This window comes from Roseateles agri (assembly GCF_034043675.1).
GTDB lineage: Bacteria > Pseudomonadota > Gammaproteobacteria > Burkholderiales > Burkholderiaceae_C > KK5.
Map to the genome: position 1 here is coordinate 322,741 of NZ_JAXCLA010000001.1, position 21,420 is coordinate 344,160.

Consider the following 21,420-nt stretch of genomic DNA (forward strand, 5'->3'; position numbering starts at 1 on the left):
GGCTGTAAGCGCGGTAAACGACAATGCGCGCCTCCCCATTCCCTCTTCTGCCCCGCGCGCGCATGGCCATCCACTGGTTCCCCGGACACATGAACTCCACCCGCAATGCGATCAACGATCGCATGAAGGCGGGGCTGGACGTCGTCATCGAACTGCTGGACGCGCGCCTGCCGGGTTCCAGCGCGAACCCGCTGCTGGCGCAGCTGACCGCGGGCAAGCCGAACCTGAAGCTGCTGAACAAGCAGGACCTGGCCGACCCGGCGCGCACCGCCGACTGGCTGGCCCACTACAACGCCCTGCCCGACACCCGCGCGATCGGCCTGGACGCCAGCGTCGCCGCACCGGCACGCGCGCTGATCAAGGCCTGCCGTGACCTGGCGCCGCTGCGCGGCGGCATGGCCAAGCCGCTGCGGGTGTTGATCTGCGGCATTCCGAACGTCGGCAAGTCCACGCTGATCAACACCTTGACCGGCCGCCGCGCCACCAAGACCGGCGACGAGGCCGGCATCACGAAGATCGAGCAGAAGATCGTGCTGGAGAGCGACTTCTACCTGTTCGACACGCCCGGCATGCTGTGGCCGCGGATCAGCATCGAGCCCAGCGGCTACAACCTCGCCGCCAGTGGCGCGATCGGCCGCAATGCCTTCGACGAGGAAGAGGTCGCCATCGAGTTGCTGCACTACCTGCGCGGCCCCTACGCGGCGCAGGTGGAGGCCCGCTACAAGCTGGGCGACGTCTCCGTGCTGAGCGACATGGAGATGCTGGCCGCCATCGGCCGCAAGCGCGCCGCAATGATGAGCGGCGGCAGGGTCAATATGCAGAAGGCCGCCGAGGTGCTGGTCTACGAATTCCGCCAGGGCGTGCTGGGCCGCATCACGCTGGAAACGCCGGCCGAGTTCGCCGGCTGGGCCGCCACGGCCGAACTGGCCGAGGCCGCGCGCAAGGATCGCAAGACGCGACGCAAGGTCAGCAACCGCGCAGAAGAATTGCACGGCGACGAGCCGAACGACTGAGGCCGCGCGCACTCGTGCGCAGGACGCACAGACGTCGACAAACGATTTAAGTGCCACGCACCCGCGGTCGCCTTGATCTCGGGACATGGCAACCCATCCTTCGCCCTCCACCTCGACCGGCGGCATCAACCGCTCGGCCCTGCGCAACGCCAGCGCCACCGCCGCGCGTCCGCCCGAGGCCGCGCCGCGCCCGCCCGCGGCTCCGGCGGCCGCCCAGCGCGAGAGCCCGCCCGAGTCCGATTTCATCTATTTCCTGAAGGCGGTCGGCTGGATGTCGGGCGGCCTGGTCGGCGCCATCGTGCTCTATGCGCTGGTCTGGCTGATGCACGACAGCATGGCCACCGGCGCCGCGCTGGCCGAAGCCAAGCAGCAGCGCGGCACGCTCGTCTGCCAGTCGGGCCACATGAGTCATGGCGACGGCTCGCTGCACGATCTGGTGTTCGCCGAATCCTTTTTCGTCTGCGACGACTGGAAGACCTTGCAGACGATCCAGGAAGAAGAGCAGAAGGCCGGCTCGCCGCAGATGAAGGCAACGCAGGCGCCCTGATCGCCCAGCGCTGACCCGGCCGTTCCGTTCGGCAGCGTGAACATTGCTGGATTGTTAATAAAACGGTCGCACGCCCTGCCTAAGCTCTGCGTCGCCAACATGCATCCGCTGGCTTCGGTCTTGCGTATGAAGGATCGGCAAATCCTCATCAACCCAAGAAAAGCCGGTCGTGAGCCGTTCAGTCCCTTCAGCCCCGTCACCCCGCATCGCTTTACACATCGCCTGCCTGTCGCTGAGCTCGGCGGCCGCGCTGGCGCAGGCCAATGAGCAGGGCGCTGCCGACCCGGCGGACAGCCCGTCGTTCGTCGCTGCCGTTTCGCAGCTCGACACGGTGGAGATCGAAGGCCGCCACTACGACAACTCGATCGGCAGCTCCGACGCCGCCTCGCAGGGCGTGATCCGCGCCGAGCTGCTGAAGAGCCGGCCCGCGCTGCGGCCCGGCGAGGTGCTGGAATTCGTGCCCGGCCTCATCGTCACCCAGCACTCCGGTGACGGCAAGGCGAACCAGTATTTCCTGCGCGGCTTCAACCTCGACCACGGCACCGACTTCGCCACCACTGTGGGCGGCCTGCCGGTCAACATGCCCACGCACGGCCATGGCCAGGGCTACTCGGACCTGAACTTCCTGATGCCCGAGCTGGTCGACAAGATCGAATACCGCAAGGGCCCGTACTTCGCCAAGAATGGCGACTTCGCCTCCGCGGGCTCGGCCGACATCACTTATCGGACACGACTTGATGCGCCCTTCGCCGCGCTCACCTTGGGGGAGAACGGCTACCGACGCGGCATCGCGGCCGGCTCGACGGAACTGGGCGGCGGCCTCACCCTGCTCGGCGCCATCGAGCTGATGCGCAACGACGGCCCCTGGACCGTGCCCGAAGGCCTGCACAAGAGCAACGGCGTGCTGACGCTCAGCGGCGGCACGGCCGCCAGCGGCTGGAGCGCCAGCCTGATGGGCTACAGCGCCCACTGGACCTCCACCGACCAGATCCCCGAACGCCTCGCCGACGCCGGCACCTACCAGGGCAAGCCCTTCGGCCGCTTCGACTCGGCGGACCCGAGCGACGGCGGCGAGACCCATCGCACGAGCCTGTCCGGCGAGTGGCACGACAGCTCCGACAGCGGCAGCACGCGCTTTGCCGCCTACGTGATCGACTACCAGCTCAAGCTCTTCTCCAACTTCACCTACGCGCTGGAACGCCCCGACACCGGCGACCAGTTCTCGCAGCAGGACAAGCGTCAGGTCTACGGCTTCAGCGCCAGCCGTACGGTGGACCACAGCATCGGCTCGCTGCCGGCCCGCTCGGAGGTCGGCATCCAGCTCCGCCAGGACCACATCCGCGTGGGCCTGTTCGACACCGAGCAGCGCCAGATCATCGGCACGACGCGCAACGACAAGGTCAACGAAGGCCTGTACGGCCTCTACGCGCAGACGGCCGTCGAGCTGACGCCCTGGCTGCGGTCCGTCGTCGGCCTGCGCGCCGATGCCGCGAACTTCTCGGTCGACAGCCTCAGCAACGCAGCGAACTCCGGCCACAGCCGCGACCACAGGGTGTCGCCCAAGTTCAGCCTGATCGCCGGCCCTTGGGCCAAGACGGAGTTCTTCTTCAACGCCGGCCGCGGCTTCCACAGCAACGACGCCCGCGGCACCACGGCCACCGTCGATCCGAAGACCGGCGACGCGGTCGACAAGGTGCCGGGCCTCGTCGCCTCGCGTGGCATGGAACTGGGCGCGCGCACCGAGTGGATTCCGGGCCTGCAAAGCTCGCTGGCGCTGTGGAAGCTGGACTTCGATTCGGAGCTGGTCTACGTCGGCGACGCCGGCGCCACCGAACCGAACCGGCCCAGCACGCGCCGCGGCATCGAGTGGAACAACCGCTGGATCCCGATACCCTGGCTTCTGGTCGACGCCGACCTGGCCTGGACCCACGCCCGCTTCTCCGACGACGACCCCGCCGGCAACCGCATCCCCAACGCCGTCGACAAGGTCGGCTCCGTGGCCGTGACCGTGCGCGACCTGGGCCCCTGGTCGGCCAGCATCCAATGGCGCTACCTGGGCTCCGGCGCGCTGATCGAAGACAACAGCGTGCGCTCGCATTCGTCGCTGACGACCAACCTTCGCATCAGCCGCAAGCTCGGCCGCTGGTTCGGCAGGGATGCGGAGCTGACGATGGACGTGTTCAACCTGCTGGACCGCAAGCTCAACGACATCGAGTACTACTACGAGTCGCAGCTGCCCGGCGAGAGCGCGCCCGTTGCAGATCGGCACATCCACCCCGCCGAGCCTCGCGCCGTGCGCGTCACGCTGAAGACCTCGTTCTGAGGCAGGCCCGAAGACGATGCGCCATGTCGCCTGTGCCCTCGCCGCACGCCGCAGCGTGGGGCGCAGCGCGCTCATCGGGCTGCTGGTCTTCGCGCTGCTGGTCTATGGCGGGTCCAGCACCCTGCTGAGCATGCTGGGGCCGATGCACCGGCACGCCCCGGCAGCCACCAGTGTCCTGACACAGAGCCTCACAGCGCTGGCCGGCAGCATTCAACAATGGCATCGACAGGCACTGCCGCAGAGCCGCAACGACCAGGCCCGGCAACGCGAGCGCGCCGCCGCATGGGCCGTGGCGCTGGAGCAGTTTGACGATCCCGGCCATGCGCGCCAGCACGCATCGGGGCAGGTGCATGAACACGTCCACGAGCACGGCCTCTTCGAACGTCATCTCCACGATCCCGCCGACGCGAGCGTCATCGCCCTGGACGAACACGGCTCCTCGCACACCGACGCGCTGAGCGCCGCCGCGTCGCTGGGCAGCGCCACGCTGCCCCTGGCCCTCGCCACACTCCTGACCCTGCCCGCACCCGCGGGCCGCCGTGCGCGCTGGCCTCGGCCCGCCGCGACTGCCTGGCACAGCCTCGTGCCCACGCCCGCGGAACGTCCTCCGCGCGGCTGACGCCTTCCTGGGGCTTCGCGCCCCACTGCAAACCCGCAGCCTCGCCGGCCCGGCTTCCCTTCGCGGACGCCGCCTGCGGGCGCGCGGGACTTTCGCATTCGGGGGCCGGAGGCCTCCGGCCAGGAAGGATGCCTCGCCATGGACATCACCGATGAATTCCTGTTGGCCGAGCTGGGGCGCCAGCTCGGCCACGACCTCTATTGCCGCAGCCGCCTCCCCTTGCAGCCTGAGTGGCAGGCCAGCATCGCAGAAGGCTTCCGCGCCGCCGCAGCCGCCGGCCACAGCCGCCACGCGCCCGACCGCTTCGAGCGCAAGTGGCTGCAGCTGCGCCTGGGCGCCTGGCGGCGCCGTCGCGCGGTGGCGGACGACATCACGCCCGAACTGCTCCGCGAGCTGGACGTCGAGCACTGCCCCGTCACCCGCGAGCGCCTGACTCACGGGACCGGCAGCCCCAGCGACTGGTCCGTCGACCGGCTCAACAACGAGGGCGCCTACGCCGCGGCCAACCTCGCCGTGATGAGCGTCCGGGCCAACCGCGCCAAGGCCGCGCTGTCCTTCGACGAGGTGCTGCTGCGCGCGCAGCAAGCCGAGGGCGCCGGCGAGGCGCTGACGCCCGCGCAGTGGCTGCGCCTGGCCGCGCTGATGCTGGGCCCCTGCTTCGCCACCCGCCACCAGCTCGCGCCGCTGCTGCCGCTGTGCGCCCCGCTGCCGCTGCATTCCGTGCGGCTGGCCCTGCAGCAGATCCAGCGCCTGCTGACCCTGCACGCCGCCCGCCCCGCCGGCAAGAACGCGCTGGTGCGCGACCTCCGCCCGGCCTGCCACGGCGAGGCCTCGCAGCAGCGCCTGCGCCGGCTGGCCGATGCCGTGCACGAAGGCCTCAAACGCCTGGGGCCCGATGAAGCCTGCTGGGACGTCTGGCTGCAGGCCGCGCCGATGGAGGCCCTGAAAACCTGGCACGGCGGGCTCACGCTGCAGGAGCAGGCGCAGGCCGCCTTGATCGCGGGCCGGTTGGCCGGCGCCGCCAAGGTCACGCCACGTTCGCTAGCGCCCTGGCGGCTGGACAGCCAGGGCTATCTGGCCGCCGGCAGCCCCAGCATCGCCCGCGCCTCCGCCGGGCTCGCCACCGCCCGCCCGGCGCTCGCCGCGCAGCGGGTCAGCGCCTCCACCAGCGCGCCATTGCCCGCGGCGCGGGTGCCGTCGGGCAGGTAGAACGTGTCCTCCAATCCGGTGCGCAGCATGCCGCCGAGTTCGGCCGTCAGCTGGTGCACGGGCCAGATCTCGGCGCGGCCGATCAGCGTGGTCTGCCAGACGGCGCCCGGCGCCAGCCAGCGCGGCAGCAGGCGCAGCAGCTCGCCGTCGCAGGGCATGCCGGAGGCCACGCCCATCACGAAGTTATATTCGGGCACGCCGTCGAAGAGGCCGGCCTTCAGGTACATGCCAACCGAGCGCACGATGCCGATGTCGAAGCATTCGAACTCCGGATGCACGCCGCATTCGCGCATCACGTCCAGGAAGCCCTGCACCTTGGCCACCGGGTTGTCGAACACCATCGGCGGCCAGGCCCAGGTGCCGTCGTCCTTGATCTTCAGGTAGTTGAGGCTGCCGGCATTGCAGGCGGCGATCTCGGGGCGGACGCGGCGGATGCAAGCGAGCGGCCCCTCGATGTCGGGGCCGATGACGCCCGTCGTCAGGTTGATGACGACACCCGGGCAGGCGGCGCGGATCGCATCGATGACGGTCGCGGCCACCTCGGGATCCCAGCTCGGCAGATGGCCGCGGCCGGCCTCCTGGCGACGCAGGTGCACGTGCATCACCGAGGCGCCGGCATTGAAGGCATCGCGCGCCTCGGCCGCCATCTGCGCGGGGGTGACCGGCACCGGGTGCTGCTGCGGGTCGGTCAGCACGCCGGTCAGCGCGCAGGTCAGGATGGCTTTGTTCGTCATTGAACCTAGATCCGGTAGTTGAACGCAGCCGAGGGGCTGGCGAGGCGGGCCGCAGGCAAGGCGCGCCGACGAAGTGGGCTCCTGCCCACGAGGAGAAGCAACGCAGTATGCGGTCCGTAGCGCCGGACCAGCGGGTGCGTAGCGCTCTCACCCGAAAGGTGAGAGGCGCAGATCGGAGGGATGTCCGTACTCATCGGATGTCGTAGAGCATGTCAAGCGGTCAACTGCCGGATCTAGGTTGAACTTCCTCCAGCTCTACCAGCAGCGCGCCGGCCGCCACGGCCTCGCGCGGCGCGGCATGCACGGCCTTGACCTTGCCCGCGGCGCCAGCCGTCAACCACATCTCCATCTTCATCGCCTCGACGCTCAGCAGGGCCTGGCCCTCGGCGACCAGGTCGCCTGCCTTCACCAGCACTTGCGCAACCAGGCCCGCCACCGGCGCACGGCCCTGCAGCGGGTCGGCCGCGGGCGCTGCGGCCGACGCGGCGAGCGGCTCCTCGAACTCGAACACGGCGGCGGCGCTGGCGATCTGCACGCGGTTCGGCGCGATGCGCGCGGCGATCAGCCGGCGCTCCAGGCCGTCGAGCCGGATGCGCCCTCCGTCGAGGAACTCGACCACGTGCTCGTCGATCTCGACGCGGCGGCCCAGAGCACCGACACGCCAGGATCTCACTTGGTCATGACGCCTCAGCGTCAATCCATAGCGCGCCAGGCCCGCGGGCCGCGGCCCGGCCGACTCCCCCTCGCCCAGCACCCGCAGCGCGGCGGCGATCAGCCAGTCGCCCTCGTCCGGTTCGGGCAGTGGCGGCGTCCACTCGTCCAGCCGCGCCGTGTGCAGCCGGCTCTCGCGGAATTCCTCGTGCAGCAGCAGCGCGCGCAGGAAGCCGCCGTTGTTGACGACGCCCAGCAGAGGCGCGTCGGCCAGCGCGGCGGCCAGGCGGCGGATCGCGTCCTCGCGATCGCGGCCGTGCGCGATCAGCTTGGCGAGCATAGGGTCGTAGTGCGGGCCGATCTCGCCGCCCTCGGCGATGCCGTGGTCGATGCGCACGCCCGTCGCCGCCTCGGGCCGCCACCAGGCGATGCGGCCGGTCTGCGGACGGAAATCCTCGCCCGCGTCCTCGGCATAGAGCCGCACTTCGATCGCGTGGCCGTCGAAGCGGACCTGCTCCTGGCTCAGAGGCAGCGGCTCGCCCGCGGCGACGCGCAGCTGCCACTCGACCAGATCCAGCCCGGTGATCATCTCGGTCACCGGATGCTCGACCTGCAACCGCGTGTTCATCTCCAGGAAGTGATGCTGCCCGCTCGCCTCGTCGACGATGAACTCCACCGTGCCCGCGCCGCGATAGTCGACCGCGCGGGCGGCTGCGACAGCATCGCGGCCCATCGCCTCGCGCCGCGCCGCATCGACGATGGGCGACGGCGCCTCCTCGATCACCTTCTGGCGCCGCCGCTGCGCGCTGCAGTCGCGCTCGCCGAGGTGGATCACGTTGCCGTGGGCATCGGCGAAGACCTGGATCTCGATGTGGCGGCCACGCTCGATCAGCCGCTCCAGCATCAAGGTGCCGTCGCCGAAGGCGCTCTGCGCCTCGCGGCGGGCTGATGCGAGCGCGGCCGGCACCTCCTCGATCGTGCGTGCCAGGCGCATGCCGCGCCCGCCGCCGCCGGCCACCGCCTTCACCAGCAGCGGCAGGCCCAGCTTGGCGGCCTCGCCGATCAGGCTCGCGTCGTCCTGCTGCTCGCCGAGATAGCCGGGCACGCAGGGCACGCCCGCGTCGAGCATGCGGCGCTTGGCCTGCGCCTTGTCGCCCATCGCGGCGATGCTATCCGCGCTGGGGCCGATGAAGACGAGACCGGCCTCGGCGCAGGCCTGCGCGAAGTCGGCGCGCTCGGACAGGAAGCCGTAGCCGGGATGGACCGCGTCGGCGCCGGCTGTCTTCGCGGCCGCGAGAATCGCCGCGATGTTCAGGTAGGACTCGGCCGCGGGTGCAGTGCCGATGCGCAGCGCCTCGTCGGCCTGGCGCACGTGCGGCGCGTCCGCATCGGCATCGCTGTAGACGGCCACCGTGCGGTAGCCCAGCCTCCGGGCCGTGCGGATGACGCGGCAGGCAATCTCGCCGCGGTTGGCGATCAGGACCTTGCCGAAGCTCAACGGGGGCCCTTCGGAAGCGTGCCCTCCAGCTTGCAGATGATGCCCAGCATCACCTCGTCGGCGCCGCCGCCGATGGACACGAGCCGGCCGTCGCGGAAGGACTGGCTGATCGGGTTGTCGCGTGTGAAGCCCATGCCGCCCCAGTACTGCAGGCAGGCGTCGGACACCTCGCGGCTCAGGCGCCCGGCCTTCAGCTTGGCCATCGAGGCGAGCTTCAGCACATCACCGCCGGCCACGTACTGCTCCACCGCGCGGTAGGTCAGCGCGCGCAGCGCCTCGACCTCGCAGCGCAGCTCGGCCAGGCGGAAGTGCACCACCTGGTTGTCCAGCAGCGGCTTGCCGAAGGCGTGGCGCTCGCGGGTGTAGGCGATAGTCAGGTCGATCAGCCGGTCCATGTTCTTCAAGGTGGACGCCGCACCCCACAGCCGCTCCTCCTGGAACTGCATCATCTGGTAGACGAAGCCCATGCCCTCCTGGCCGATCAGGTGGCGCTGCGGCACGCGCACGTTGTCGAAGAAGAGCTGCGCGGTGTCGGACGAGTCCATGCCGATCTTGTGGATCTTCTGCCGCGTGATGCCCGGCGCGTCCATGGGCACCATGATCAGGCTCTTGTTGCGATGCACCGGGCCCTCGCCGGTGTTGGCGAGCAGGCAGCACCAGTCGGCCTGCATGCCGTTGGTGATCCACATCTTGCTGCCGTTGATCAGGTAGTCGCCGCCGTCCTTGCGCGCCGAGGTCTTCAGGGCGGCCACGTCCGAACCGCCGCCCGGCTCGGAGACGCCGACGCAGCCGACGTAGTCGCCGGCGATGCTCGGCGCCAGGAACTCGCGCCGCAACTCGTCGGAGCCGAAGCGTGCCAGCGCGGGCGTGCACATGTCCGTCTGAACGCCGATGGCCATCGGCACGCCGGCGCAGTAGCAGCCGCCCAGCGCCTCGGCCATCACCAGCGAGTAGCTGAAGTCCAGGCCCGAGCCGCCGTACTCCTCCGGGTACTTCAGGCCCAGCAGGCCGAGGTCGCCGAGCTTCTTGAAGACCTCGTGCGCGGGGAACTGCTCGGCCTTCTCCCAGGCGGGCACGTGCGGATCGATCTCTTTTGCAACGAAGCGGGCGACCGTGTCGGACAGCGCCTGATGTTCGGGAGTGAAGTTCATCGCGTACCTCCTGTTGTCGTTCAAAGCCGCGCCACGCCGAAGCTGTTGGGCCGCAGCGCGCGCGCCTCGGCTTCGCCGGCCATTGCCAGGCACTGGCCGAGGATGCGGCGCGTGTCGCGCGGGTCGATCACGCCGTCGTCCCACAGCCGGGCCGTGCCGTAGAGCACATGCGATTCGCGCTCGATGCGCTGGCGCAGTTGATCGCTCATCGCGGCCAGCGCCTCCTCGTTGACCGGCGCGCCGGCGCGCTCCAGCTTCGTGCGATTGACGATGTCCATCACCTTCGCGGCCTGCGCGCCGCCCATCACCGCGGTGCGCGCGCTGGGCCAGCTGAAGATGAAGCGCGGGTCGAAGCCGCGGCCGCACATGCCGTAGTTGCCGGCGCCGAAGGAGCCGCCCAGCACGATGGTGAACTTGGGCACCCGCGCATTGGCCACCGCCTGGATCATCTTCGCGCCGTGCTTGATCGCGCCGGTCGCCTCCGCCTCGCGGCCCACCATGTAGCCGCTGGTGTTCTGCAGGAAGACCAGCGGCATGCCGGCCTGGTCGCACAGCTGGATGAACTGCGCGGCCTTGGTCGAGCCCTTGGGCTGGATCGGGCCGTTGTTGCCGACGATGCCGACGGCATGGCCCTCGATCCGCGCATGGCCGCAGACGGTGTCGGGCGCGTAGGCGGCCTTGAACTCGAGGAAGTCGGAGCCGTCGATGAGGCGGGCCAGCAGCTCGCGCACGTCGTAGGGCTCGCGCTCGTCCTGCGGCACGATGCCCATCAGCTCCTCGGCGTCGAACAGCGGTGCGTCGAAATGACGCGTTACGTTGACGGCATCCCAGGGCAGTTTGTCCAGCAGCTCGCAGGCCAGCGCGATCGCATGGGCATCGTCTTCGGCCAGGTACTCGCCCAGGCCCGTCACGCCCGCGTGCAGCGCGGCGCCGCCCAGCTCCTCGTCTGTAGCGTCCTCGCCGATCGCCGCCTTCACCAGCGGCGGCCCTGCCAGGTAGATGCTGGAGCGCTCGCGCACCAGCACCACGTAGTCCGACAAGCCCGGCAGGTAGGCGCCACCCGCGGTGGACGAACCGTGCACGACGGCGATCTGCGGAATGCCCGCGGCCGACAGCCGCGCCTGGTTCGCGAAGCTGCGCCCACCCTCGACGAACATCTCCGCCTGGTACAGCAGGTTGGCGCCGCCGCTCTCGACGAGGTAGACGATAGGCAGCCGGTTCTCGCGCGCGATCTCCTGCATGCGCAGCGCTTTCTTCAAGCCCATCGGCGGCACGGTGCCGCCCTTGATCGCGCTGTCGCTGGCCGAGACCATCACCCGCTTGCCCGCCACCGTTCCGATGCCGACGATGGCGCCGCCGCCCATCACCGATTTGCGGCCATCGTCGTCATGCATGCCCAGGCCCGCCAGCGACGACAACTCGATGAAGCCGCTCGTGCGGTCCAGCAAGCGCGCCACCCGCTCGCGCGGCAGCAACTGGCCGCGCGCCTCGAACTTGTCGCGCTTGGCCTCCGATTCGGCCACCACCTGCGCCTCCAGCGCGCGGACCTCGGCGAGCCGCTCGGCCATGCGCTGCGCGTTCGCCTGGAAGGTGGCGGACTTGGGGTTCAGCAACGAGCCCAGTACGCTCACCTCAGTACCTCCGGCGCCTGCGCGCGATGGAAGCCGTCGAAGGGTGGTGTGCCGGCATGATCCAGCGAGGGGAACATCGGATTGCCCAGCGAAGCGCCGCCGTCGATCTGCAAGGTGGTGCCGGTGATGAAGGCCGCAGCCGGCGACAGCAGGAAGACGATGGCCGCGCTGACCTCGCTCTCAGCGGCCAGGCGGCGCAGCGGCACGTGCTGCTTCAGCCCGCGGATCACTTCCTTCACCGGCTCGGCGTAGGTGTCCATGCCGCTGGACGCGACCCAGCCCGGCGCCACGGCATTGACCCGCACGCCGGCGTGGGCCCATTCGTAGGCCGCGCTCATCGTCAGGTTGCTCATGCCGGCGCGAGCGGCGCCGCTGTGGGCCATGCCGGGCATGCCGTTGCGGAAGTCGGCCGTCATGTTGACGATGGCGCCGCCGTGCGCCTGCATCGACTGCGTGAACAGCTCGCGCATCATCAGGAAGCCGCCGGTGAGGTTGTTCGCGACGACCGCCTCGAAGCCCTTCTTGCCGATCATCAGCAGCGGCGCGGGGTACTGGCCGCCGGCGTTGTTGACGAGGCCGCTGATCGCGCCGTGCTCGGCAAGTGCTGCGGCAACGTTGGCCTTGACCGCCTCCTCGTCGCGGATGTCGAAGGCGCGCCAGTGGCAGGTGCCGCCGTCCTCGGCGATCTCGGCGGCGACTCTCTCGAGCTTGTCGGCCTTGCGGCCGGAGATCAGCACCTGTGCGCCCAGTGCGGCCAATTCGTGCGCGACGCAACGGCCGATGCCCGAACCGCCGCCGGTGACCCAGATCGTTTGCCCGGCGAAGAGCCCCGGACGAAAGACCGAACGGTAGTGCCCACCCATGCCTGCTCCGCCTCCCGAGTCCTTGCGCAAGAACTTGCTAGCTTCCGCTAAGGTCGGGCCGCTTTCATATCGGTAAATACGCTCGCGCTAAGCTCCCGCCATGGACATCCAACAGATCACCGAATCGCTCGCCGCGAAGGCCGGCGCCAGCACCAGCAGCCTCGGCGCCACGCTGAAGTTCGACTGCGGCGCCGATGGCATCGTCTACATCGATGGCAATGCCGAGCCGAACACGGTCGACAACACCGACCGCGACGCCGACTGCACGGTCAAGATCAGCCGCGAGAACCTCGCCGCGCTGCTGACCGGCGCGCTGAACCCGATGAACGGGTTCATGACCGGCAAGATCAAGATCGACGGCGATATGGCGGTGGCGATGAAGCTGTCCCGCTTCACCGGCTGAGCCACGCTCAACCCCAGGGCCGCAGGCCCATCTGCTGCTGGCCCAGCGGGCTCAGTTCGTCGACCGTGGTGCGGCCGCCGAAGCCCAGCTCGTAGTCCTCGGGCGCGAAGTCGGGGCTGCTGCGGCCTTCGAGGAAGGCGGCCGCCTGGCGGTGCGCGAAGGCCTCGTTCTTGTCGCACCAGGGCGCGGCGCCGATGTAGATGACGTTGCTGGGGCCGGTGCCCGCGTGCCGGTCTTCCACCGCATGGATCACGTCGCTGTGCCAGAAGATGGCATCGCCCGGCTCCATCACCGGAATGGACACCAGGCCCTCCAGCAGCGGCGCGTGCCATTGCGGCGAGGCGCCCAGCGCGCGGCCCGCTTGCGCGCCGCAGAGGTCGCCCTCGGGCACGTCGGGCTGCAGCGCGCGCAGCAGCATCCAGGGCGTGCTCGCCGCCACCGGCACCAGGCGCAGCGTGCCGTCACCGGGGCCCTGGCGGCTCAGCGCGGTCCAGCCCTGGAAGGTGCGGAATGCCGAGCAGACGGCCGGCGACGGGATCTCGCGCGTGGCGATCCGGTACTCGGCATCGAAGGGATCGAACTTCAGCGGATCGCCCTCGAACACCTCGCGGTAGAGCGGGCGGAAGCTCGGCTCGCACCAGCGCTCGACCGAGCCGCCGTCCGAATGCGGCGAAAGGCCCAGGCTCGCATCGCCCGGCTCGCGGCGGCGGATGCGGTCCGCGTAGTTGAACTGGCGGTCCGGATCGAAGAAACGCCGGCCGTTCTTCTCGAAGGTCCACAGCCTGTTCAGCCAGGCGCGCGTCGTGGCCTGGCGCTCATGCTGGCGTGCCTCCATCTGCGGCTTGGACCAGTAGAGGCTGTAGATCTGCGGCCGGCTGGAGGCGAGCGCGCTGAAGTATTTGTCCAGGCCGGCCTTGTCCTTCATCCGGTCGAGATAGCCCACCGCGTCGATGTAGCGGCCCACCTCGGCGTTCCAGGCCTCGGCCTGCGCGCGGTCGAACACGCCCCGCACGACGACGCAGCCCCGGCGTTTGATGCGCGCGGCCTGGGCCGGCGTCACCCGCCCGGCGGCGACGTCGGCGAACGCCACCTCGGGCACCGCGCCACCATTCGCCTGCTCCGCCCGGATCGCGCTGACTTCGTCGTTCAGCGCCTCGGTCAGGCGGCGGTAGCGGCCTTGCAGATCGGGCACCTCGGCGCGCAGCTCACGCTGCGCCTCGGCGACCGCACGGGGAACATCAGTCATCCAGCTTTCCATGGCTTTGTCTCCTGCTGCTTCTTGTGTCGGGCATTGTGGCGCCGCTGACGTACGCTAGCGGAAAACGGAGGAGACGACAGTGAGAACCCAGGTCGCGATCATCGGCGCCGGCCCGGCCGGGCTGCTGCTGGGCCAGTTGCTCAGCGCCAGCGGCATCGACAACGTCATCGTCGAGCAGCGCAGCGGAGACTACGTGCTGGGCCGCATCCGCGCCGGCGTGCTGGAGCCGGTCACCGTAAGCCTGCTGGAAGCCTGCGGCGCCGCCGCGCGCATGCACCGCGACGGCCTGCCGCACGAGGGCTTCGAACTCTGCACCGGCGGCCAGCGCCATCGCATCGACCTGCAGGCGCTGACCGGCCGGCACGTCACCGTCTACGGCCAGACCGAGGTGACACGCGACCTGATGCAGGCCCGCGCCGACTCAGGCCGCAGCACCGTCTACGAGGCCGAGGACGTGCGCGTGCTGGACTTCGACGACGGCAGCTCGCCGCGCGTGCAGTACAGACTGGGCGGCGAACTGCACGAGATCGCCTGCGACTTCATCGCCGGCTGCGACGGCTTCCACGGCGTCTGCCGCGCCAGCATCCCGGCGGACCGGCTGCAGACCTTCGAGCGCGTCTACCCCTTCGGCTGGCTGGGCGTGCTGGCCGACGTGCCGCCGCTGTCGCACGAGCTGATGTACGTGCGCCACGAGCGCGGCTTCGCGCTGTGCAGCCAGCGCAGCCACACGCGCAGCCGCTACTACGTGCAGGTGCCCAGCAGCGATCGGGTCGAGCAATGGAGCGATGCCGCCTTCTGGGAAGAGCTGAAACGGCGCCTGCCGGACGATGCGGCCGAGCGCCTCGTCACCGGCGACCCGATCGAGAAGAGCATCGCGCCGCTGCGCAGCTTCGTGGCCGAGCCGATGCGGTGTGGCCGCCTCTTCCTCGCCGGCGACGCCGCCCACATCGTGCCGCCCACCGGCGCCAAGGGCCTCAACCTGGCGGCGTCTGACGTCGGCTACCTCTGGCAGGCGCTGGTCGACTTCTACAAGGGCGATGTGAGCGGTGTGGACGGCTATTCGGCGCGCTGCTTGCAACGGGTGTGGAAAGCCGAGCGCTTCTCCTGGTGGATGACCGGCCTGCTGCACCGCTTCCCCGAGCACAGCCCCTTCGAGCAACGGATGCAGGAGGCCGAGCTGGCCTACCTGCTCGAATCGGATGCCGGCCGGCGCGTGATTGCGGAGAACTACGTCGGGCTGCCGGTCTAGAAGCCGATCAAGTCGGCGAAGTCCTGCACCCGCTCGCGCGGCATCCGGGCCTGATTCACCGGCGCGTCCGTATCGCCGTAGCCCATCGACATGCCGAAGGCCGTAAGCTGCTCCGGCGGCATCTGCAGGTGCGCGGCGATCAGCTCGTGGAAGGGCGCGAAGGCGACCTGCGGGCAGGTGTCCAGGCCGCGGGCCTTGGCGGCGATCATCACGTTCTGCGCGAACAGGCCGAGGTCGATCCAGCTGTGCGGCTTCAGCCGGCGGTCGATGCTGAAGATCAGGCCCACCGGCGCGCCGAAGAAGGAGAAGTTGCGCTCGGTCTGCCGGGCGCGCGCCGCGGCATCGGTCCGGTCGATGCCAGCCGCGCCGTAGTAGCGCGCGCCGAAGTCCATCAGCCGCGCCTGGAAGACTTCCGGCAGCGGCTGCGGGAAGTGCGCGGGCGGCAGACCAGCATCGGCGCGAAAGGCAGCGACCAGCGCCTCGCCCAGCTCATCCTTGGCCGCGCCGGCCAGCACGTGGACGCCCCAGGGCTGGATGTTGGCGCCGCTCGGCGCGCAGGCGGCGTCGCCCAGGATCTCCTCCACCAGTTCGCGCGGTACCTGGCCCGGCCTGAACGCCCTCACCGAGCGGCGCGATCGCATCACCTGAGAAACAGCTTGCGCATGCATCACGGCCTCACCCCTGCGGCGCTTCGTTGTACGAGATGCGGCCCGAGGGCAGGAAGAACAGCGCGATGACACCGCCGCCCTTCGCCTCGGGGTAGTGCTTGCTGCCCGGCGCCGGCGCGGTCCAGCCGCCGAAGCACCAGCCGTTGGGGCCGTTCAGCGCCGCACCGGGCGTTACCGGCACGACCATGTTGAACTCGCCGTAGGGATGGCCGTGGTACTGGCCGCGGAAGCGCTGGTCGGCGTGGCCCTGGTCGACGCCGTTGCTGTCCATGTAGACGGCCGTGATGCTGAAGTGCAGCGTGTGCGCCGAGGGCTCGGCCAGGCGGCTGCGGCGGTAGTGCGGGCCTTCGATCTCCACATTGGCCGCCCAGCCCTCTTCCACGCCGCGGCGCACCAGCCGAGCGAGCGTCTCGTAGAGCTCGCTGCCGGGCCCGTACTTGTCGTTGAGCCAGCGTTCCACCTCGGTGCCGGTGGTCATGTCCTTCACTTCGTCGAGGAAGGGGATGCAGCGCTCGATCAGCGCTTCGCGTTCATGGATCAGGGTGTCGGTCGCCATTTCGGGTCTCCAGTGAAGGGATGGAGCCGATGATGAGCAAAAGGTGAATTGAATGGAACTGATCGTTTTGCAACTGCAAAATGCATGAGATTCAAGTTCGAGGAAACGCCATGAGCATCGGCCGTACCGACCTGAACCTGCTGAAGGTGTTCGAGGCCGTCTACGAGGAGCGCAACCTGCTACTGGCAGGCAAGCGGCTGAACCTCACGCAATCGGCCGTCAGCCATGCGCTGCGCCGGCTGCGCGAGCTGGTGGGCGACGAGCTTTTCATGCGCACCGGCAAGGGCATGGTGCCGACCGGCCGCGCCACGGCGATGGCGCCGATGCTGCGTGATTCGCTGCGCCGCATCGAGGACGCGCTGGGCGTGGAGCCCTTCGCGCCCGAGCAGTCCGAGCGGCGCTTCGTCATCGCGGCGAACGACCACGTCACCGCGGTGATCATCGCGCCGCTGTCGCGCGAGCTGCAGCAGCTCGCGCCGCGCGTGGACCTGGTCATCCGCCCCTCCACGCGGCTGGACCTGGCCGAACAGATCGACCTGGGCCGCATCGACCTGGCGCTGGGCATCTTCTCGCAGGTGCCGCCGCGCCTGAACTCGCGCACGCTGCTGACGCAGGGCGAGGCCATCCTGATGCGCAAGGGCCATCCCGCCTCGCGGCGCAAGCTGGTGCTGGACGACCTGATCAAGTACCCGCTCGTCACCCTCTCGGTCGGCGGCCAGGAGGAAGGCGCGGTGGACGGCTTCATCATGGAACGCGGCCTGGCCCGCCAGTCGGAGATGTTCGACCGCAACGCGCTGGAGGAGGCGCTGCGCGGCGCCCCCACGCCGCCGCGCCTGCGCATGACCGTGCCGCACTCGCTGGCCATCCCCACGCTGCTGCGTGACACGCAGATGCTCTCCATCGTGCCGGCCTCGCTGGCCGTGGCGCTGACAGCCGGCGGCGAGCTGGTGCGCCGCCAGCCGCCGTACGCGGCCGGCACATCGGTAATGCGCGCCGTCTGGCACGGGCGCGACGAGCACGAGCCCGGCCATCTGTGGCTGCGCGAGCGGGTGGCCGCCGCGGCCCGGCTCGCCGAAGCGGCGCTCGCCTAGCCTCGCCTGGAAATGCTGGAAAATCCAACCCTCTCAGACACCGCTCAAATAACAAGTCAGCACCATGACCGACGCCGCCAACAGCAAGCCCGCCATCCCCGACCACCTCTCGGTCGACCCGCGCAGCCCCTTCCACGACGCCGAGGTGTTCCAGCACGACATCGGCATCCGCTTCAACGACAAGGAGCGCTTCGACGTCGAGGAGTACTGCATCAGCGAAGGCTGGATCAAGGTGCCTGCCGGCAAGACGCGCGACCGCAAGGGCAACATCCTGACGATCAAGCTGAAGGGCCGCGTGGAGGCCTTCTACAAGTGAAGACCAGCATCATCTTCGGTTGCATCCTGGCCAGCAGCGCCATCGGCGCCTGGACGGCCGACAGCAAGGTGAAGAACGTGTTCCTGCTGGTCTCGGCCGGGCTGTCGATCTACGGCCTGGCGCGCATCTTCGGCTGACGACGATGTCGATCCGGGCGGCGCCCGTTCGTCGTGGCTGACAACCCACCCGAGGAGATGCCGCCATGGCGAAGATGAAGCTCTACTACCACCCGTTCTCGTCGTACAGCCAGAAGGCGCTGATTGCGCTGTACGAGACGGGCACCGACTTCGAGCCGCTGAACGTGGACGGGCCGCCCGACAACCCGGTGATGCAGGAGCTCGGCCGCATCTGGCCGATGAGGCGCTTCCCGGTGCTGGTGGACGGTGAGCGCACGGTGCTGGAAGCCAGCTGCATCGTCGAGTACATCGCCCCGCACATGATCCCCGCCGACCCGCAGGCCGCGCTGGAAGTGCGGATGCTGGACCGCTTCTTCGACAACTACGTTTCGACGCCGCAGCAGAAACTGGTCTTCGACTCGATCCGCCCGAGCGAGGCCGACCGCGATGCCTACGGCTGCGCCGAGGCGCGCCGGATGCTGGAGACGTCCTACGCCTGGCTGGAACAGAAGCTGGCCGACGGCCGCGAATGGGCCACCGGCACGGCCTTCACGATGGCCGACTGCGCCGCCGCCCCCTTCCTGTTCTACGCCGACTGGACGCACCGCATCGACGCCGCGCAGTTCCCGAAGGTGCTGGCCTACCGCGCCCGCCTGCTCGCGCGGCCCTCATTCGCCCGCGCGGTGGACGAGGCGCGCAAGTACCGTCACTACTTCCCGCTCGGCGCGCCGGACCGGGATTGAGCGCCTCGATGCAGGTTTGGCTGGGGCCGTTTACAGTCGGCCGCTCCAGTCATTCCTCCATGAAGGGAACACGATGAACAAGACGCTCCTCTCTGCTTCGGCGCTGGCTCTGGCACTCGCCTTCTCGCCACTGGCCACCGCTCCCGCGCTGGCCGCCGCACCGATGGCCAAGACCCAGGCGCCGGGCTTCTACCGCATCATGCTCGGCGGCTTCGAAGTCACCGCGCTGAACGACGGCTTCTTCGACCTGCCGGTGGACAAGTTGCTGAAGCAGCCCGCCGAGAAGACAGATGCGGCGCTGGCCAAGTACTTCCAGAAGGTGCCGGTCGAGACCTCGGTGAACGCCTTCCTGATCAACACCGGCAGCAAGCTCGTGCTGGTGGACACCGGCACCGGCGGCAAGGCCGCCGCCTCGGCCGGCGTGCTGCTGGCCAACCTCGCGGCCGCCGGCTACAAGCCCGAGCAGATCGACGAGATCTGCATCACGCACAACCACGGCGACCACCTGGGCGGCCTGACGACCAAGGACGGCACCGCCGTGTTCCCGAACGCCACCGTGCACCTCGGCAAGGCGGATGCCGATGCCGACAGCGCCAAGGCCACGCTGGCTCCTTACGTGGCCGCGAAGAAGGTCGCGCCGATCGAGGCCGACGGCGAGGTCGTGCCGGGCATCCGCTCCTGGGCCACGCACGGCCACACGGCCGGCCACACGAGCTACGTGGTCGAGAGCCAGGGCCAGAAGCTGATCATCACCGGCGACCTGATCCACGTGGCCGCCGTGCAGATGGACGACCCGAGCGTGACGATCAGCTTCGACGCCGACTCCAGCGCCGCCGCCGCGCAGCGCGACAAGGTCTTCAAGGCCGCCGCGGCCGACGGCACGATCATCGCCGCCGCCCACCTGCAGTTCCCCGGCATGGGTCGCCTGCGAGCCAATGGCTCGGGCTGGACCTACGTGCCGGTGAACTACACGCGGATGCGCTGATCGTCAGCGCAGCGCCAGGTCCAGCAGCCGCAACGCCTCGTCGATCTCCGCCTCGCTGATCGTCAGCGCCGGCATCAGGCGCAGCAGGTTCGGCCGTGGCGCATTCAGCAGCAGGCCCGTGGGTTCGAGCCCGCGGGCGGCTTCGACGACCTGCGCGGCGCGGTCGTCCGGCAGCACCAGCGCGCGCAGCAAGCCGACACCGCGCTCGCCGATGAGGCCGTGCTCGCGCACCAGCGACTGCATGCCCTCGGCCAGCCGCTGCGCGCGCTGCCGGACGGTGGCGAGGAAGCCGTCGCGGCAGACCTCGTTCACCACCGCGAGCCCCACGGCCGCCATCAGCGGATTGCCGCAGTAGGTGCCGCCCTGGTCGCCGGGCTCGAAGCAGTTGAAGCGCTCCTTGCACAGCAGGGCGGCCAGCGGGACGCCGCCGCCGATGCCCTTGGCCAGGGTCATCACGTCGGGCTCCACGTCGTACAGCTCGTGGGCGAAAGCGTGGCCGCAGCGGCCAATGCCGGTCTGCACCTCATCGGCGATCAGCAGCACTTGCCGCTCGGTCGTCAGCGCGCTCAGCTCGCGCACGAAGCCCGGGTCGGCGATGTTCACCCCCGCCTCGCCCTGCACCAGCTCGATCATCACGGCCGCCGTGTCTGGCCCGATCGCGCGCTCCACCGAACCGATGTCGTTGAGCCTGGCTTTCTTCGAGAAGCCGGCCGGCATCGGCGGATAGATCTCGCTCCAGCCTGGCTTGCCCGAAGCGCTCATCATCGCCATCGTCCGGCCATGGAAGCTGTGTTCGAAGCTGACGACCTCGTGCGCGCCGCCGCGCCTCTTGCTGCCCCAGCGCCGCGCCAGCTTCACCGCGCCTTCATTGGCCTCGGCGCCGGAGCTGCAGAGGAACACGCGGTCGAAGCAGCTCAGCTCGGTGAGCCGCGCGGCCAGGTCGAGCATCGGGCGGTTGTAGTACGCCGGGCCCGGGTTCAGCAGGCGCGCGGCCTGCGCCTGCAGCGCCTCGGCGATCAGCGCCGGGCTGTGGCCCAGGCTGTTGACGGCCCAGCCCTGGACCAGGTCCAGGTAGCGCTTGCCGTCTTCGTCGACCAGCCATGAGCCCTGCCCTTCGACGAACACCGGGTCGGGCCGGCTCGTGATCGTGATGAGGTTCCGGTCCGCGTTCATGCCGCCTCCGTCCAGTCGAATTCCATCTGCCGCGCGGTGCGCAGCGCCAGCTCGCGGCCATGCAGCCGCGCTACCAGATGCAGGCTCATGTCGATGCCCGCGGAGATGCCGGCTGAGGTGACGATGCGGCCGCTGTCCACCCAGCGCACGCCTTCGCGGACGCGCAGGCCAGGGCGGAGCGCCCGCAGCGCCTCGATGTCCTCCCAGTGCGTCGTCGCCTCCAGGCCGTCCAGCAAGCCGGCCTCCGCCAGCAGCAGCGCGCCGGTGCAGACGGAGGCGAGGATGCGCGCGGACTTCGCCTGCGCGGCGATCCACGCCAGCAGCTCGGCATGGCCCAGCTCGGCGTCGACCACGCCGCCCGGCACGATCGCGCAGTCCAGCGGCGGGTGCTCGCGCAGCGAGCAGTCCGGCGTCACGCGCAGGCCGGCCCGCGCACGGACCGGCGCCGTGCCGTCGCCGAGCGCGAACACGCGGAACAGCGGCGGCGCATCGGCCGGCTGGCTGCGCCCGTGCACGCGCGCTGCGGTGGTGAAGACCTCGTACGGCCCGGCCATGTCCAGCAGCTCCATCTCGTCGAAAACCACGATGCCCACGTTCATCGGCGATGCCTCCTGTTGAAGAGC

General features: G+C 69.8%; 21 protein-coding genes. 11 read left to right on the forward strand and 10 right to left on the reverse strand.

The genetic code is table 11. The features are described 5' to 3' along the window. The first annotated feature begins 62 nt into the window (after window positions 1–62). From ylqF to SNE35_RS01510, 4 genes are all read left to right on the forward strand, one after another. Window positions 63–1,013, forward strand: a complete 951-nt coding sequence (gene ylqF, locus SNE35_RS01495) for a ribosome biogenesis GTPase YlqF (protein WP_320421000.1) — start codon at window positions 63–65, stop codon at window positions 1,011–1,013. Window positions 1,014–1,098: 85 nt separating this feature from the next. Continuing rightward, window positions 1,099–1,560, forward strand: coding sequence for a hypothetical protein (locus SNE35_RS01500; RefSeq protein ID WP_320421001.1), 462 nt, complete (start codon window positions 1,099–1,101; stop codon window positions 1,558–1,560). A 169-nt stretch (window positions 1,561–1,729) separates the two neighbouring features. After that, entirely contained in the window at window positions 1,730–3,883 is a 2,154-nt protein-coding gene (locus tag SNE35_RS01505) for a TonB-dependent receptor (protein WP_320421002.1), read from the forward strand. Window positions 3,884–3,899: 16 nt separating this feature from the next. Beyond that, a complete protein-coding gene (locus SNE35_RS01510; RefSeq protein ID WP_320421003.1) occupies window positions 3,900–4,502 on the forward strand; it encodes a hypothetical protein in 603 nt (200 codons plus the stop codon). A gap of 1,070 nt (window positions 4,503–5,572) precedes the next feature. Here the strand turns inward: SNE35_RS01510 and SNE35_RS01515 are convergent. The 5 genes from SNE35_RS01515 to SNE35_RS01535 form a co-directional block, all read right to left on the reverse strand. After that, window positions 5,573–6,445, reverse strand: coding sequence for a beta-keto acid cleavage family enzyme (locus tag SNE35_RS01515; protein WP_320421004.1), 873 nt, complete (start codon window positions 6,443–6,445; stop codon window positions 5,573–5,575). 220 nt (window positions 6,446–6,665) lie between these two features. Continuing rightward, window positions 6,666–8,594, reverse strand: a complete 1,929-nt coding sequence (locus tag SNE35_RS01520; protein WP_320421006.1) for an ATP-binding protein — start codon at window positions 8,592–8,594, stop codon at window positions 6,666–6,668. Next, window positions 8,591–9,745: an acyl-CoA dehydrogenase family protein gene (locus SNE35_RS01525; RefSeq protein ID WP_320421008.1), complete on the reverse strand. Its 1,155-nt coding sequence runs from the start codon at window positions 9,743–9,745 to the stop codon at window positions 8,591–8,593. Before SNE35_RS01525 ends, SNE35_RS01520 begins: the two co-directional genes overlap by 4 nt. A gap of 20 nt (window positions 9,746–9,765) precedes the next feature. After that, window positions 9,766–11,376 (reverse strand): acyl-CoA carboxylase subunit beta, encoded by a 1,611-nt coding sequence (locus tag SNE35_RS01530; RefSeq protein WP_320421009.1) that lies wholly within the window; start codon window positions 11,374–11,376, stop codon window positions 9,766–9,768. Beyond that, window positions 11,373–12,239, reverse strand: coding sequence for an SDR family oxidoreductase (locus SNE35_RS01535; protein WP_320421010.1), 867 nt, complete (start codon window positions 12,237–12,239; stop codon window positions 11,373–11,375). Before SNE35_RS01535 ends, SNE35_RS01530 begins: the two co-directional genes overlap by 4 nt. 100 nt (window positions 12,240–12,339) lie before the next feature. Here SNE35_RS01535 and SNE35_RS01540 point away from each other — a divergent pair, with 100 nt between their 5' ends. Then, window positions 12,340–12,642, forward strand: a complete 303-nt coding sequence (locus tag SNE35_RS01540) for an SCP2 sterol-binding domain-containing protein (RefSeq protein WP_320421011.1) — start codon at window positions 12,340–12,342, stop codon at window positions 12,640–12,642. 7 nt (window positions 12,643–12,649) lie between these two features. Here SNE35_RS01540 and SNE35_RS01545 read toward each other — a convergent pair whose 3' ends face one another. After that, window positions 12,650–13,888: a YbiU family protein gene (locus SNE35_RS01545; RefSeq protein WP_431312694.1), complete on the reverse strand. Its 1,239-nt coding sequence runs from the start codon at window positions 13,886–13,888 to the stop codon at window positions 12,650–12,652. A 91-nt stretch (window positions 13,889–13,979) separates the two neighbouring features. On the opposite strand from SNE35_RS01545, the gene pobA reads away from it, so the two are divergent. Beyond that, entirely contained in the window at window positions 13,980–15,149 is a 1,170-nt protein-coding gene (pobA, locus tag SNE35_RS01550) for a 4-hydroxybenzoate 3-monooxygenase (RefSeq protein WP_320421013.1), read from the forward strand. Here the strand turns inward: pobA and SNE35_RS01555 are convergent. Together SNE35_RS01555 and SNE35_RS01560 are read right to left on the reverse strand one after the other, a co-directional pair. Further along, window positions 15,146–15,817, reverse strand: coding sequence for a nitroreductase (locus SNE35_RS01555; protein WP_320421014.1), 672 nt, complete (start codon window positions 15,815–15,817; stop codon window positions 15,146–15,148). The two genes, pobA and SNE35_RS01555, sit on opposite strands and share 4 nt — an antisense overlap. Window positions 15,818–15,824: 7 nt before the next feature. Next, entirely contained in the window at window positions 15,825–16,373 is a 549-nt protein-coding gene (locus tag SNE35_RS01560; protein WP_320421015.1) for a 4-hydroxylaminobenzoate lyase, read from the reverse strand. A 110-nt stretch (window positions 16,374–16,483) separates the two neighbouring features. Here SNE35_RS01560 and SNE35_RS01565 point away from each other — a divergent pair, with 110 nt between their 5' ends. The 5 genes from SNE35_RS01565 (at window position 16,484) to SNE35_RS01585 (ending at window position 19,624) form a co-directional block, all read left to right on the forward strand. Continuing rightward, window positions 16,484–17,464 carry a LysR substrate-binding domain-containing protein gene (locus SNE35_RS01565; protein ID WP_320421016.1) on the forward strand — a complete coding sequence of 327 codons (981 nt, stop codon included), beginning with the start codon at window positions 16,484–16,486 and terminating at the stop codon, window positions 17,462–17,464. A gap of 64 nt (window positions 17,465–17,528) precedes the next feature. After that, complete coding sequence (locus SNE35_RS01570; protein WP_320421017.1) at window positions 17,529–17,780, forward strand: DUF3297 family protein; 252 nt, start codon at window positions 17,529–17,531, stop codon at window positions 17,778–17,780. Then, window positions 17,777–17,917 (forward strand): hypothetical protein, encoded by a 141-nt coding sequence (locus SNE35_RS01575; protein ID WP_320421018.1) that lies wholly within the window; start codon window positions 17,777–17,779, stop codon window positions 17,915–17,917. Before SNE35_RS01570 ends, SNE35_RS01575 begins: the two co-directional genes overlap by 4 nt. A gap of 65 nt (window positions 17,918–17,982) precedes the next feature. Continuing rightward, on the forward strand, window positions 17,983–18,639 hold the full coding sequence (locus SNE35_RS01580; RefSeq protein WP_320421020.1) for a glutathione S-transferase family protein: 657 nt from the start codon (window positions 17,983–17,985) through the stop codon (window positions 18,637–18,639). A 73-nt stretch (window positions 18,640–18,712) separates the two neighbouring features. Then, complete coding sequence (locus tag SNE35_RS01585; RefSeq protein ID WP_320421022.1) at window positions 18,713–19,624, forward strand: MBL fold metallo-hydrolase; 912 nt, start codon at window positions 18,713–18,715, stop codon at window positions 19,622–19,624. A 3-nt stretch (window positions 19,625–19,627) separates the two neighbouring features. On the opposite strand, the gene SNE35_RS01590 is transcribed toward SNE35_RS01585, so the two are convergent. Further along, entirely contained in the window at window positions 19,628–20,797 is a 1,170-nt protein-coding gene (locus SNE35_RS01590; protein WP_320421023.1) for an acetylornithine transaminase, read from the reverse strand. Beyond that, a complete protein-coding gene (locus tag SNE35_RS01595) occupies window positions 20,794–21,396 on the reverse strand; it encodes a DJ-1/PfpI family protein (protein ID WP_320421025.1) in 603 nt (200 codons plus the stop codon). The genes SNE35_RS01590 and SNE35_RS01595 overlap by 4 nt, the downstream gene beginning before the upstream one ends. Window positions 21,397–21,420 lie beyond the last annotated feature (24 nt).

Coding starts and splice junctions, on each gene's coding strand:
- SNE35_RS01570 (WP_320421017.1), top strand. CDS start 17,529: ATGACCGACGCCGCCAACAGCAAGCCCGCCATCCCCGACCACCTCTCG.
- SNE35_RS01565 (WP_320421016.1), top strand. CDS start 16,484: ATGAGCATCGGCCGTACCGACCTGAACCTGCTGAAGGTGTTCGAGGCC.
- ylqF (WP_320421000.1), top strand. CDS start 63: ATGGCCATCCACTGGTTCCCCGGACACATGAACTCCACCCGCAATGCG.
- SNE35_RS01545 (WP_431312694.1), bottom strand. CDS start 13,888: ATGACTGATGTTCCCCGTGCGGTCGCCGAGGCGCAGCGTGAGCTGCGC.
- SNE35_RS01515 (WP_320421004.1), bottom strand. CDS start 6,445: ATGACGAACAAAGCCATCCTGACCTGCGCGCTGACCGGCGTGCTGACC.
- SNE35_RS01595 (WP_320421025.1), bottom strand. CDS start 21,396: ATGAACGTGGGCATCGTGGTTTTCGACGAGATGGAGCTGCTGGACATG.
- SNE35_RS01525 (WP_320421008.1), bottom strand. CDS start 9,745: ATGAACTTCACTCCCGAACATCAGGCGCTGTCCGACACGGTCGCCCGC.
- SNE35_RS01510 (WP_320421003.1), top strand. CDS start 3,900: ATGCGCCATGTCGCCTGTGCCCTCGCCGCACGCCGCAGCGTGGGGCGC.
- SNE35_RS01585 (WP_320421022.1), top strand. CDS start 18,713: ATGAACAAGACGCTCCTCTCTGCTTCGGCGCTGGCTCTGGCACTCGCC.
- SNE35_RS01500 (WP_320421001.1), top strand. CDS start 1,099: ATGGCAACCCATCCTTCGCCCTCCACCTCGACCGGCGGCATCAACCGC.
- SNE35_RS01590 (WP_320421023.1), bottom strand. CDS start 20,797: ATGAACGCGGACCGGAACCTCATCACGATCACGAGCCGGCCCGACCCG.
- SNE35_RS01555 (WP_320421014.1), bottom strand. CDS start 15,817: ATGCATGCGCAAGCTGTTTCTCAGGTGATGCGATCGCGCCGCTCGGTG.
- SNE35_RS01560 (WP_320421015.1), bottom strand. CDS start 16,373: ATGGCGACCGACACCCTGATCCATGAACGCGAAGCGCTGATCGAGCGC.
- SNE35_RS01535 (WP_320421010.1), bottom strand. CDS start 12,239: ATGGGTGGGCACTACCGTTCGGTCTTTCGTCCGGGGCTCTTCGCCGGG.
- SNE35_RS01540 (WP_320421011.1), top strand. CDS start 12,340: ATGGACATCCAACAGATCACCGAATCGCTCGCCGCGAAGGCCGGCGCC.
- SNE35_RS01580 (WP_320421020.1), top strand. CDS start 17,983: ATGGCGAAGATGAAGCTCTACTACCACCCGTTCTCGTCGTACAGCCAG.